Genomic DNA, 13,517 nt, shown 5'->3' with positions numbered 1-13,517 from the left:
GCATAAAAAGAGACAATATACGGGCTCATTGGTTTATTATTGAGCTGAAATGGGTGAGTGCATTATATAGTTCGTCACTTTTATATACCTATCGCGATTTTTTCAATTTATTTGTGACCGAGTAAAAGTAACTAATACTGCGTTTTTACCGTAAAACCGCACGATAACAGAACAAGAACCGCGGCGGGTTATTGAGTGAATACCTATATCTCAGCTGTATTTAAAAGTGGTAACTGCAAAAATTCTAATCGAACAGGCAATACTATTTGCTGAGAAAGTTACGTTAGTAGATAAAGTAGATATAAAGCCAATCTCCCAAAGCTGCAGAATGTGAAATGCCTCTCGTTGGCTCTGCTGACCTGTTGAGTAGGTGGTGTACCTTCATTACATTATGCTTTGACTAAACGACTGCGAAATTTCGTCAAAAAACCTACTGAAACCTATCACATACAGCATCTTTACTAAGGTTCAAATGAAAACAGCTGAAGATAAGTAGTTTATTGATTAAGTTGGACAGGTAGAAGCAAAACTATAGATCTTGTTGGCTGGGAATGCTGACAGCACACTTGATCCATGACGAGAACTTGCGGCCGGCTCCATGAAATGTGGGAGTTAACTGCCGTGTGCCAACCCGTTGTGTCTTTGGCTAAATCCAACTTGGGTGATAGGGGCTTCTGAGAGTAATCGGTTTACGATACAATGTGACTTTCCTTTGATGAATAAGACTGCCTCAGTGACCCATTCCGTTTCTCTAAAATCGCATAATACCTTTGGGCTTGAACACTCCTGTCGAGAGCTTATTACCGTTAAAACCACAGAGCAGCTAATCTCTTGCTGCTTAGCGCTTTACCAAGCTAAAGAGCCTATGCTGGTGCTTGGTAGTGGTAGCAACGTCATTTTCTGTGACGATTTTGAGGGCACTGTGGTACTTGTTGAAACGAGAGGGATTGAAATTGCTGACACTGAACATTTTCACCTTCTTTCGGTTGCAGCGGGAGAGAACTGGCATGAACTCATTTGCTTTTGTTTGGCGAAAAATATTGCGGGATTAGAAAACCTTGCGCTTATTCCCGGCAAGGTGGGTGCTGCGCCGATTCAAAATATCGGTGCTTACGGTGTTGAGTTAACGGATATATGCGACTGGGTTGAATACGTGGAACTTGCCACTGGCAAGCATATTCGACTTAATGCAAAAGATTGTCAGTTTGCTTATAGAGATTCAATTTTCAAGCAGCAATTATTAGGTAAAGCACTGATTACTAGAGTGGGCTTTAAAGTCGCTAAAATATGGAGACCTAAATTGGATTATGGACCACTTAAGGCACTAAAAAATACCAATGTAACGCCAAGAGAAGTGTTTGACTGTATCTGCAAAACTCGAATGACTAAGTTACCTGATCCTAACAAGGTTGGTAATGCCGGTAGTTTCTTTAAAAACCCTGTGATTGCTAACCATCAATTTAATGCTTTAGTGCATCAATTCCCGAGCATCGTCGGATATCCTCTAGGGATAGCTAATACAAAAGTTGCCGCAGGTTGGCTCATTGAGAATGCTGGATTAAAAGGTTATCAAGTTGGCGGTGCTGCAGTACATCAAGATCAAGCGTTGGTATTAATAAACCGAGGCAATGCCACCAGTCATGATATTTTAGCGTTGGCGCAGCATGTGGTCGATTGTATTGAAGACAAATTTGGTATCAAATTAGAACCAGAACCTAGAATGATCGCGGCGACTGGAGAAAGGAACTTATAACATGGCAGAACAATGGAGTCGTAAGCGCAGTATCTTAGCTGAACTTGCTAATGGGCACTTTGTTTCAGGCGAAGCGTTAGCGGCAAAGCTTGGGGTATCGAGAACGGCAGTCGCTAACCATATTAGCGGACTGGAAGGTTATGGCGTTGATATTTATTGCGTCAAAGGTAAAGGCTATAAGTTGAGTAACCCGCTATCGTTAGTGGATGAAAGCACGTTAAAAAGCGGAGTGAAGCAGCGATGTTTCTATTTTGATGAGATCCCCAGTACCAATGGTTTTATTCTAAAGCATGCTGATGAGCTCGATTCTGGTGATATTTGTGTCGCTGAATATCAGTCCGCAGGGCGAGGCCGAAGAGGGCGTGTTTGGGTGTCGCCTTATGGATGTCATCTTTATTTTTCTATGTATTGGCAGTTTCCGCAGGGAATGGCTCAGGCGATGGGGCTAAGTTTAGTGGTTGCGTGTTCTATTGTGTCAGTGCTTGAGCAATTAGAAGTGCCCAATGTGGGAGTTAAGTGGCCTAATGATATCTACTTGGCAGGTAAGAAATTAGCGGGTGTACTGATTGAGATGAGTGGCCACACCGACAGCGAATGCAATCTTGTGATCGGCATTGGTTTGAATATGGCGATGAGTGAACAGCAAGGAAAATCAATTGACCAGCCTTGGAGTGATTTAACCTCTCTGGAAAACATGCCAAATAAGACAGCATTGCTAACGTTGTTGCAGAAACAATTGCAGCAAGATCTGTGCAAGTTTCAAGATGAAGGTTTAGCGCCTTTTCAAGCCAGATGGGGAGAGGCAGATCTCTTTAACGGCCAAGAGATTAAGCTCATTATAGGTACTGAGGAAGTTCAAGGCATTTGCAGAGGTATTGATCAGCAGGGAGCCGTGGTGCTCGAGACTGCCAACGGCCTAAAGAGTTTTATTGGTGGTGAAATAAGCCTGCGATCGTTAACTTAACGAGTACTATTTTCTTAGGAGGACTTGATCCATTCGATGGTCCGGTCCTTTTTGCAAAATAAGATGAGCTCGTTCACGAGTTGGGTGGATATTTAAGGTTAAGTTTGGTCCGTTGATGCTGTCCCAAATTTTTGATGCTATTGCTGTTGCTTCAGCATCGCTTAATTGAGAGTAATGGTGAAAATAAGAGCTATCTTCACTAAATGCTCCGGTTCTAAATTGTAGAAAACGTTCTATATACCATTTCTTTAATAATTCTTCTTCAGCATCAACATAGATACTAAAGTCGACAAAATCAGATACAAATGGACGTCGAGTGTCTACCGCTGAGTCTTGACCCGTCTGCAATACATTTAAACCTTCAATAATGAGAATGTCGGGTTGACGGACCCACTGTAACTGATTCGGTATTCTGTCGTAGGTGATATGAGAGTAGATGGGGGCACTGACGGCCGACTCTCCCGCTTTTACTGCTGAAATAAACTCAACTAACCCCTTCATATCGTAACTTTCAGGAAATCCTTTACGTTGCATTAAACCACGACGTTTAAGCTCTGCCAGAGGATGCAGGAAACCATCTGTAGTCATTAAATCGACTTTAGGATGTTCGGGCCAATGACTTAGTAGTGCCTGCAAAATACGCGCTGTAGTGCTTTTCCCTACAGCGACACTGCCAGCAATGCTAATAATGTAGGGTCTTTTCGGCGGAACACGGCCGAGAAATTCATTCAGTGCTAAGCCGCGTTGCTGTTTAGCACCGACGTTAAGATTGAGTAGTCGACTTAAAGGGAGATAAATATCAGTGACTTCTGACAGTGATATTTTTTCGTTGATACCGCGCAGATCCGCTAGATCATTTTCACTGAGTGTTAAAGGCACCGATTCTCTCAATTCAGCCCATTGCTGACGCTCGAAAGGTAGGTAAAGTGCTTTATGAATTTGATTGTTTTGCGTCATTGCGAAGTTCTCCGTTAAGGAGGGCAGATTACACTATGAATTTATTATCGACAACTGCTACGGGATAGTCGTTTAGTCAATGTTGAGCAAATCAATTTAATTGGCTTAAAAGTAAACATTAAGGCGGAAATGCGCGTAAAAAAACCTCTGTTGGCGTTTTTTTTAGAAAAAAAACGATTTTGCTATTGCACTTATGCTCACACTTCCATAATATCCGCTACCGAAATGACACGCCGGCATAGCTCAGTTGGTAGAGCAACTGACTTGTAATCAGTAGGTCCCGAGTTCGACTCTTGGTGCCGGCACCATTTCCCTGGAGGGGTTCCCGAGTGGCCAAAGGGATCAGACTGTAAATCTGACGGCTCAGCCTTCGAAGGTTCGAATCCTTCTCCCTCCACCACTTTCTAGTTAGTTAGGTAGCCTGAAGTAGGTTACGCGGATGTCGTATAATGGTATTACTCCAGCCTTCCAAGCTGATAACGCGGGTTCGATTCCCGCCATCCGCTCCAAATTCTTGCTGATAATACTTAATCAGTAGAAAGCACTCGATTACGAGTGCTTTTTCCCGTTTAAGACCTTCTGTCAGCACGCCTCCTGCTTCTTATATATCTTAATTATCTTACTCACTGATTCGGTAGCATTTATGCATCGGATTTTTTGCTACATGCAGTTTCATCACCAGTATTTTGGATTGGGGCAATACCATGGCTAAAGAAAAATTTGAACGTATTAAACCGCACGTTAACGTGGGTACTATTGGTCACGTCGACCATGGTAAAACAACGCTAACAGCTGCTATCTCGTCTGTCTTAACTAAGACTTACGGTGGTGAAGTTAAGAATTTCGCACAAATCGATAATGCTCCTGAAGAGCGTGAGCGCGGTATTACAATTAATACTTCTCACATCGAATATGACACACCTGCACGTCACTACGCACACGTAGATTGTCCTGGTCACGCCGATTATGTTAAAAACATGATCACTGGTGCTGCTCAAATGGACGGCGCGATTCTAGTAGTTGCTTCTACAGATGGTCCAATGCCACAAACACGTGAGCACATCCTGCTTTCACGTCAGGTTGGCGTACCATTCATCATCGTATTCATGAACAAATGTGACATGGTAGATGACGAAGAGCTTCTTGAGCTTGTAGAAATGGAAGTTCGTGAACTTCTTTCTGAATATGACTTCCCAGGTGATGACTTACCAGTTATCCAAGGTTCTGCGCTTAAAGCCCTTGAAGGCGAGCCAGAGTGGGAAGCTAAAATTCTTGAGCTTGCAGAAGCACTTGATACTTATATTCCAGAGCCAGAGCGTGCTATTGATGGTGCATTCATTCTTCCAATCGAAGATGTTTTCTCAATCTCAGGCCGTGGTACAGTTGTAACTGGTCGTGTAGAGCGCGGTATCATCAAGATTGGTGAAGAAGTCGAAATTATTGGTATCCGTGATACTACTAAGACTACTTGTACTGGTGTTGAAATGTTCCGCAAGCTACTTGACGAAGGTCGTGCTGGCGAAAACTGTGGTGTTCTTCTACGTGGTACTAAGCGTGAAGATGTTGAACGTGGTCAGGTTCTTGCTGCTCCAGGTTCAATTACTCCACATACAACTTTTGAGTCAGAAATCTACGTTCTGTCTAAAGAAGAAGGCGGACGTCACACTCCATTCTTCAAAGGTTACCGTCCACAGTTCTATTTCCGTACAACGGATGTAACTGGTACTATCGAATTGCCTGAAGGCGTTGAGATGGTAATGCCTGGTGATAACGTACAGATGACAGTTACACTAATCTGCCCAATCGCGATGGATGAAGGTTTACGCTTCGCTATCCGTGAAGGTGGCCGTACTGTTGGTGCTGGTGTTGTAGCTAAGATTGTTGCTTAATAGCAACGAGTCTTAACTCAATATCAAAAAAGGCAGCCTAGGCTGCCTTTTTAATTTCCATTATAAGTCTGTACTAATTTTGTTAGTTAAGCTGGGCTTTGTATTCTTGCCAAATACGTGGAATAAGAATACAATCTATGACCGATTTTTGACTCGCTGGATATGCTTTTAGTGAGTGTATTGAGCCGTCGTCAGTTCGGATTGAAGCCTGACTGATTTTTTCACTGAGCAAAATGCTATATTTATAGTATTACTAGTCTCAGAACGTAGTGAGTAACGGAATTAACCGATGACAACAAATACTGAAAGCCAGGGTAATTCTCTGGATATTATAAAGTGGGGCCTAGTCATAATCTTGTTGGCTGCTGCTATTATTGGCAACCATTATTTCGCTGAAGCAAGTGTTTTAGTACGCGCGATAGGCGTTGTAATTGCCTTTGCCGTTGCTGGTCTTATTGCGTCGCAAACAGAGAAAGGCAAGCAAGCGTTAACGTTTGCTCGTGAATCACAGATTGAAGTTCGTAAAGTGGTTTGGCCTACGCGTCAAGAAGCACTGAATACAACTTTTATTGTATTAGCTGCAACCGCCATTTTAGGATTAATCCTTTGGGGCATGGACGCAGTATTGCTTAGAATTGTTAATTTTATTACTGGCGTATAGGCATCTCGAATGACTGAAGCAACTGAAGCTAAAAAAAGATGGTATGTAGTACAAGCGTTTTCTGGCTATGAAGGCCGCGTTTGTAAATCGTTGCACGAACATATCAGAATGCACGAGATGGAAGCTTACTTTGGTGAAGTATTAGTACCCACTGAAGAAGTCGTTGAAATGCGTGCAGGCCAACGTCGTAAGAGCGAACGTAAATTCTTCCCTGGCTATGTATTAGTACAGATGGAAATGAATGACGAGAGCTGGCACTTAGTGAAGAGTATCCCTCGTGTGATGGGCTTCATTGGTGGTACATCAGATCGTCCAGCACCAATTTCTGATAAAGAAGCTGATGCAATCCTTCAGCGTCTTCAGGATACTACTGAGTCTCCAACGCATCGCGTTATGTTTGAGCCAGGCGAAGTGGTTCGCGTTACTGACGGGCCTTTTGCTGACTTTAACGGTACTGTTGAAGAAGTGGATTATGAGAAGAACCGCGTTAAGGTTTCTGTCATGATCTTCGGTCGCTCAACGCCAGTAGAACTTGATTTTAGTCAGATTGAAAAGAGCTGATTAAATAAAGTACAAATACTAATTGGAAATGGGTGTGAATTTGTATATAATTCGCACCCATATTTTTCGGGGAGCTTTTCAACATTTTGTTGATGGCGTTTGAACCCAAACTTGAGGAAAATGTCTCATGGCAAAGAAAGTTGATGGTTACATCAAACTACAAGTAGCAGCCGGTGCTGCAAACCCGTCGCCACCAGTTGGCCCAGCATTGGGTCAGAAAGGTGTTAACATCATGGAATTTTGTAAAGCATTCAATGCTCGTACTGCAAATTTCGACAAAGGAATGCCAATTCCTGTTGTTATCACTGTATATACTGATCGCTCTTTCACTTTCGAAACTAAGACGCCACCTGCATCTTTCCTACTGCTTAAAGCAGCTGGTTTGAAGTCTGGTTCTGGCCGTCCTAACACTGACAAAGTGGGAACTATCAAGCGTAGCGTTGTCCAGGAAATTGCTGAGACTAAAGCCGCGGATATGACTGGTGCTGATATTGAAGCGATGACTCGTTCAATTGAAGGTACTGCGCGTTCAATGGGTTTGGTAGTAGAGGACTAATATAATGGCAAAGCTAACTAAACGCGCTCGTTTGATCCGCGAAAAAGTTGAAGTAACTAAGAACTACGACATCAATGAAGCTGTTGCACTATTAAAAGAACTAGCAACTGCTAAGTTCCTTGAAAGTGTTGACGTAGCTGTAAACCTTGGTGTTGATCCACGTAAATCTGACCAAAACGTTCGTGGCGCTACTGTGCTACCACACGGTACTGGTCGTGACGTACGTGTAGCTGTATTTACTCAAGGCGCAAACGCTGAAGCTGCTATTGCAGCCGGTGCTGAGCTAGTCGGTATGGACGAGCTTGCTGCCCAAGTTAAAGCGGGTGAAATGAACTTTGACGTTGTAATCGCATCTCCAGATGCAATGCGCGTTGTTGGTCAGTTAGGTCAAATCTTAGGCCCACGTGGTCTTATGCCTAACCCTAAAACTGGTACTGTAACGCCAAACGTTGCAGAAGCAGTTAAGAACGCTAAAGCTGGTCAAGTTCGCTATCGTAACGATAAGAACGGCATCATCCACACTACTATTGGTAAAGTGGATTTTGAAACAGCTCAACTTAAAGAAAACTTAGAAGCTCTTCTTGTTGCTCTTAAAAAAGCCAAGCCAGCAGCTGCTAAAGGTGTTTTCCTTAAGAAAGTAAGCATCTCTACCACTATGGGTGCAGGTGTTACTATTGACCAGAGTACTCTGGATGATGGTAAGTAAATTTACAATGCTCGCGTATTAGTCTATAATGCGCGCACTTTGTAGGGTTGAGGTTGAGGTTTAATCTTTTTGGATTAAAAATCAATCTCCGTCCAAGACCGTAGGTGTTAGTTGAATAACTAACTTAATCTCCTACGTAGACGGTGTCGGACCCCAGATAGATTTTATTCTGCTGGATCTTTTCGCGCCGTAAGTCGCTAGATATCATTAGATATTTAGCATGGTAATTGCTAGGGATTTTCCCTAGATAGAATCCAGGAGTAAAGCCAATGGCATTAGGACTCGAAGACAAAAAAGCGATTGTTGCTGAAGTCAACGAAGCTGCCAAAGGTGCTTTATCTGCAGTTGTTGCCGATTCACGTGGCGTAACTGTAGGTGATATGACCGGTCTTCGTAAAGCAGCTCGTGAAGCTGGTGTATACGTTAAAGTTGTACGTAATACACTAGTAAAACGCGCTGTCGCTGGTACTGATTTTGAGTGCTTAAGCGATACGTTCACTGGTCCTACTTTGATTGCATTCTCTAATGAGCACCCAGGTGCAGCAGCGCGTCTTCTACAAGATTTCGCGAAGTCACAAGAGAAGTTTGAAATCAAAGCAGCAGCCTTTGAAGGGGAATTAATCCCTGCATCTGATATTGATCGTTTAGCAAAACTACCAACATACGAAGAAGCACTAGCTCAGTTCATGATGACTCTAAAAGAAGCATCTGCAGGCAAGTTCGTTCGTACATTGGCCGCTCTACGCGATCAGAAAGAAGCTGCTTAATAATTTTATTAGCCGCTTAATTAAAATTGAATTCAGTACAATTAGGAATTTTTTGTTATGTCTATCACTAAAGACCAAATCTTAGAAGCTCTTGCAGAAATGTCTGTAATGGAAGTTGTTGAACTAATCGAAGCAATGGAAGAGAAGTTCGGCGTATCTGCTGCTGCTGCTGTTGTTTCTGGTGGTGGCGAAGCTGCTGCTGCTGAAGAGCAAACAGAGTTTGACGTTATTCTTACTTCTTTCGGTGAGAACAAAGTTAAAGTAATTAAAGCTCTTCGTGGCGCTACAGGTCTAGGCCTTAAAGAAGCTAAAGCTATGGCAGAATCTTCTCCAATAGCTGTTAAAGAAGCTATTTCTAAAGAAGAAGCTGACACGCTTAAGACTGATCTAGAAGAAGCTGGTGCTTCTGTAGAGATCAAGTAAGTTATAACTTAACTTACTCAACCTAAGAAATTAGGTTAGGGCTGGCGGTTTTTTAACCGTCGGCCTTTTTTGCGCTGTATGCGCAGGCGATTTTTTATTCACCGTTTGTCGCCAGATTTTGCAGTCCCTAACAGAGATTACTGGTTAGGTTCTTGCCATCAACGGTGATGGGCAAACGTGCTGTCTCAATCAAATGATTGGTCAGTCTTGGTCACATCTCGTAATCAGAGGAAACCCATGGTTTACTCCTATTCTGAAAAGAAGCGTATTCGCAAAGACTTTGGTAAACGTCCACAAGTTTTGGATATTCCTTATCTTTTGTCTATACAGTTGGACTCATTTAAGAAGTTCACCGATCAAGATCCTACTGGCGAGCGTGGTTTTGAAGCCGCTTTCCGTAGCGTTTTTCCCATCAAAAGTTTTTCTGGTAACTCAGAATTACAGTACGTTAGCTATAAGCTAGGCGAACCTGTTTTTGATGTGAAAGAGTGTCAAATTCGTGGTATCACATATGCAGCTCCATTACGCGTTAAATTGCGTATGGTTCTTTATGACCGTGAAGCGGCACCTGGCACTGTAAAAGATATTAAAGAACAAGAAGTTTATATGGGGGATATCCCTCTTATGACTAACAACGGTACTTTTGTAATTAATGGTACTGAGCGTGTTATCGTATCTCAGCTACACCGTAGCCCGGGCGTATTCTTCGATCATGACCGTGGTAAAACCCACTCTTCAGGTAAGGTGCTTTATAATGCACGTATTATTCCTTACCGTGGTTCTTGGTTAGACTTTGAATTCGATCCTAAAGATGCATTGTTTGTTCGTATTGACCGCCGTCGTAAATTGGCCGCTACGATCATTCTTCGCGCATTAGATTATTCGACTCAAGACATTCTCGACCTGTTCTTCGATCGCGTAAACTTTAAGATCAAGAAAGATTCATTAGTAATGGATCTTGTTGCTGATCGTCTACGTGGCGAAACAGCAAGCTATGATATAAAAGAAGCTGATGGCACTGTTCTTGTTGAGAAAGGCCGCCGTATTACTGCGCGTCATATTCGTCAACTAGAAAAGACTAAGACTACCGAGCTAGAAGTACCTGTTGAGTACATCGTTGGCAAAATTTCTGGTAAAGATTATATCGATCCAGATACCGGTGAAGTTTTAGTTTCTGCAAACGCAGAAATTGGCTTAGAAGACCTTGCAAAGCTTTCACTTGCTGGCATTAAAGAAGTAAGCACACTGTTTATCAACGAGCTTGATAACGGTGCTTATATGTCTGACACTCTACGTATAGACTCAACAACTAACCGCTTAGAAGCGCTTGTTGAAATCTATCGTATGATGCGCCCAGGTGAGCCACCAACTAAAGATGCTGCAGAAGCGTTATTTAATAACCTTTTCTTCAGCGAAGAACGCTATGACCTGTCTAAAGTCGGTCGTATGAAGTTCAATCGTCGTCTAAGTATTGATGACGACGAAGGTACGGGTATCCTTTCTAAAGAAGATATCGTTGCCGTGATGAAGAACATCATCGCCATCCGTAATGGATTTGACGAAGTTGATGATATCGATCACCTTGGTAACCGTCGTATCCGTAGTGTTGGTGAAATGGCTGAAAACCAGTTCCGTGTTGGTCTCGTTCGTGTAGAACGTGCCGTACGTGAGCGTTTGAGCCTTGGCGATCTAAATGAGCTTATGCCTCAAGATCTGATTAATGCCAAGCCAATCTCTGCAGCTGTTAAAGAATTCTTTGGCTCTTCACAGCTTTCACAATTCATGGATCAAAACAACCCGCTTTCAGAAGTGACGCATAAGCGTCGTATTTCTGCGCTTGGCCCTGGTGGTTTGACTCGTGAACGTGCTGGTTTTGAGGTTCGAGATGTACACCCGACGCACTACGGTCGTCTATGTCCAATCGAAACTCCTGAAGGTCCAAACATTGGTTTGATCAACTCGTTGGCAACCTTTGCTCGTACAAACAACTATGGTTTCCTTGAAACACCTTACCGCAAGGTAGTTGATGGTGTGGTAACTGACGAAGTAGATTACTTGTCAGCTATCGAAGAAGGTCGCTACGTTATTGCACAGGCTATCGTTCAACTCGACGAAACTGGTCGCATGATGGATGAGCTTATTGCTTGTCGTCATAAAGGTGATTCTACCTTTATGGGTGCTGGTGATATCCAATATATGGATGTTTCACCACAACAGATTATTTCTGTTGCGGCGTCGCTAATTCCGTTCCTAGAACACGATGATGCGAACCGTGCATTGATGGGTGCAAACATGCAACGTCAGGCCGTGCCTACACTTAGGGCTGATAAGCCTCTAGTTGGTACTGGTATTGAGCGTACTCTTGCTGTTGACTCAGGCGTTGTTGTTGTTGCTAAACGTGGTGGTTATGTTGACTACGTTGACGCTAGCCGCATCGTGGTAAAAGTTGACGAAGCTGAGCTAACGCCTGGCGAAGCTGGTATCGATATCTACAACCTGACTAAATACACTCGTTCTAACCAGAACACGTGTATTAACCAACGTCCTTGTTGTAGCATGAACGATCCAGTTGTTCGTGGTGACGTACTAGCCGATGGTCCATCTACCGATTTAGGTGATTTGGCTCTTGGTCAGAACATGCGTATCGCGTTCATGCCTTGGAACGGTTACAACTTTGAGGATTCAATCCTTATCTCTGAGCGTGTTGCGATGGAAGATCGTTTCACCACTATCCATATTCAAGAGCTTTCATGTATTGCTCGTGATACTAAGTTGGGTAGCGAAGAGATCACTGCTGATATTCCAAACGTTGGTGAATCTGCGCTTTCTAAGCTAGATGAATCAGGTATCGTTTATATCGGCGCTGAAGTTAAGGGTGGCGACATCCTAGTTGGTAAAGTGACACCTAAGGGTGAAACACAGCTGACTCCAGAAGAGAAGCTCCTCCGAGCAATCTTCGGCGAAAAAGCTTCTGACGTTAAAGACAGTTCACTACGTGTACCTAACTCTGTTAAAGGTACTATCATCGACGTTCAAGTATTTACTCGTGACGGCGTTGATAAAGATAAGCGTGCTGTTGAAATCGAAGAGTTGCATATCGCTGAAGCGAAGAAGGATTTGACTGAAGAGTTCCAAATTCTTGAAGAGGGTGTTCTTGGTCGTGCTCGTAACCTATTATTGGGTGAAGGCTACACTGAAGAACAACTTAACGCGATTTCACGTTCACAATTGTTGGTTCAAACCATCGATGATGAAGGTAAGCAAACTGAGCTAGAACAATTAGCTGAGCAAGCGGAAGAGCTGAAAGCTGATTTCGATAAGAAATTTGAAGTTAAGCGTCGTAAGATCACTCAAGGTGATGATTTAGCACCTGGCGTACTGAAGATTGTTAAGGTTTACCTTGCTGTCAAACGTACTATCCAGCCTGGTGATAAGATGGCGGGTCGTCACGGTAACAAGGGTGTAATCTCTAAGATTTGTCCTGTTGAAGACATGCCTTACGATGACAAAGGTAACCCAGTGGATATCGTATTGAACCCACTAGGTGTACCGTCACGTATGAACATCGGTCAAGTACTTGAAGTTCATATGGGTGCTGCAGCTAAAGGTATCGGTAATCGTATTGCTGAAATGCTTGAAGAGCAGCGCGAATTGGCAGAACTTCGCGGATACATCAAAGAAGTTTATGAATTGGGCGACGAAGTAATTCAAAAAGTCGACATCGATTCATTTACTGATGATGAAATCTTGCGTCTTGCTAAAAACCTTAAAGGTGGTGTACCAACAGCTACACCTGCGTTTGATGGTGCCAAAGAGAAAGAGATCAAGCAGATGCTTGCTCTTGCAGGTCTACCGACATCAGGTCAGCTAACGCTGTGTGATGGTCGTACTGGTAACGAATTTGAGCGTCAAGTAACCGTAGGTTATATGTACATGCTCAAGCTTAACCACTTGGTTGACGATAAGATGCACGCCCGTTCTACCGGTTCGTACAGTCTTGTTACTCAGCAGCCATTGGGTGGTAAAGCGCAGTTCGGTGGTCAGCGTTTCGGTGAGATGGAAGTATGGGCACTTGAAGCTTACGGTGCAGCATATACTCTTCAGGAAATGCTAACTGTTAAGTCGGATGATGTGAACGGTCGTACTCAGATGTATAAGAGCATCGTCGACGGTAACTATCAGATGCAACCAGGTATGCCTGAATCTTTCAACGTATTGTTGAAAGAGATCCGTTCACTCGGTATCAACATTGAGTTGGATACCAAGTAAAACTGGTTCCC

The 13,517-nt window shown here is 43.2% G+C and carries 11 protein-coding genes and 3 tRNA genes; 13 read left to right on the top strand and 1 reads right to left on the bottom strand.

From position 1 onward, the window contains the following. Positions 1 to 715: 715 nt before the first annotated feature. Both murB and birA read left to right on the top strand, forming a co-directional pair. Positions 716 to 1,753 (top strand): UDP-N-acetylmuramate dehydrogenase, encoded by a 1,038-nt coding sequence (gene murB, locus CXF86_RS18805; protein ID WP_101088969.1) that lies wholly within the window; start codon positions 716 to 718, stop codon positions 1,751 to 1,753. 1 nt (position 1,754) lies between these two features. Further along, the gene (gene birA / locus CXF86_RS18800) at positions 1,755 to 2,717 is read left to right on the top strand and encodes a bifunctional biotin--[acetyl-CoA-carboxylase] ligase/biotin operon repressor BirA (RefSeq protein WP_101088970.1); all 963 of its coding nucleotides are present in this window, start codon (positions 1,755 to 1,757) and stop codon (positions 2,715 to 2,717) included. Between the two features lie 6 nt (positions 2,718 to 2,723). Here the strand turns inward: birA and coaA are convergent, their stop codons facing one another. Further along, the gene (gene coaA / locus CXF86_RS18795; protein WP_101088971.1) at positions 2,724 to 3,674 is read right to left on the bottom strand and encodes a type I pantothenate kinase; all 951 of its coding nucleotides are present in this window, start codon (positions 3,672 to 3,674) and stop codon (positions 2,724 to 2,726) included. A 232-nt stretch (positions 3,675 to 3,906) separates the two neighbouring features. Here coaA and CXF86_RS18790 point away from each other — a divergent pair. The 11 genes from CXF86_RS18790 (at position 3,907) to rpoB (ending at position 13,506) form a co-directional block, all read left to right on the top strand. Further along, positions 3,907 to 3,982: transfer RNA gene (locus CXF86_RS18790), tRNA-Thr, on the top strand. 7 nt (positions 3,983 to 3,989) lie between these two features. Further along, a tRNA-Tyr gene (locus CXF86_RS18785) sits at positions 3,990 to 4,074 on the top strand. Between the two features lie 35 nt (positions 4,075 to 4,109). Further along, a tRNA-Gly gene (locus tag CXF86_RS18780) sits at positions 4,110 to 4,183 on the top strand. Between the two features lie 195 nt (positions 4,184 to 4,378). Continuing rightward, positions 4,379 to 5,563, top strand: a complete 1,185-nt coding sequence (gene tuf / locus CXF86_RS18775; protein ID WP_101088972.1) for an elongation factor Tu — start codon at positions 4,379 to 4,381, stop codon at positions 5,561 to 5,563. A gap of 289 nt (positions 5,564 to 5,852) precedes the next feature. Next, positions 5,853 to 6,224: a preprotein translocase subunit SecE gene (gene secE, locus CXF86_RS18770; protein WP_101088973.1), complete on the top strand. Its 372-nt coding sequence runs from the start codon at positions 5,853 to 5,855 to the stop codon at positions 6,222 to 6,224. Between the two features lie 9 nt (positions 6,225 to 6,233). Continuing rightward, positions 6,234 to 6,785, top strand: coding sequence for a transcription termination/antitermination protein NusG (nusG, locus tag CXF86_RS18765; RefSeq protein ID WP_101088974.1), 552 nt, complete (start codon positions 6,234 to 6,236; stop codon positions 6,783 to 6,785). Positions 6,786 to 6,912: 127 nt separating this feature from the next. Continuing rightward, complete coding sequence (gene rplK / locus CXF86_RS18760) at positions 6,913 to 7,341, top strand: 50S ribosomal protein L11 (protein WP_101088975.1); 429 nt, start codon at positions 6,913 to 6,915, stop codon at positions 7,339 to 7,341. Between the two features lie 4 nt (positions 7,342 to 7,345). After that, positions 7,346 to 8,047 (top strand): 50S ribosomal protein L1, encoded by a 702-nt coding sequence (gene rplA, locus CXF86_RS18755; RefSeq protein ID WP_101088976.1) that lies wholly within the window; start codon positions 7,346 to 7,348, stop codon positions 8,045 to 8,047. A gap of 269 nt (positions 8,048 to 8,316) precedes the next feature. Continuing rightward, on the top strand, positions 8,317 to 8,814 hold the full coding sequence (rplJ, locus tag CXF86_RS18750) for a 50S ribosomal protein L10 (protein ID WP_101088977.1): 498 nt from the start codon (positions 8,317 to 8,319) through the stop codon (positions 8,812 to 8,814). A 57-nt stretch (positions 8,815 to 8,871) separates the two neighbouring features. Next, positions 8,872 to 9,237, top strand: coding sequence for a 50S ribosomal protein L7/L12 (gene rplL, locus CXF86_RS18745; RefSeq protein ID WP_101088978.1), 366 nt, complete (start codon positions 8,872 to 8,874; stop codon positions 9,235 to 9,237). Positions 9,238 to 9,474: 237 nt separating this feature from the next. Further along, positions 9,475 to 13,506 (top strand): DNA-directed RNA polymerase subunit beta, encoded by a 4,032-nt coding sequence (gene rpoB, locus CXF86_RS18740; RefSeq protein ID WP_101088979.1) that lies wholly within the window; start codon positions 9,475 to 9,477, stop codon positions 13,504 to 13,506. Positions 13,507 to 13,517: the final 11 nt, after the last annotated feature.

Origin of the sequence: Shewanella sp. GutCb, from assembly GCF_002836135.1 — a bacterium.
Lineage (GTDB): Bacteria > Pseudomonadota > Gammaproteobacteria > Enterobacterales > Shewanellaceae > Shewanella.
The sequence above is the reverse complement of the archived record's forward strand: the minus strand, read 5'-3'. Positions and strand labels throughout refer to the sequence as shown.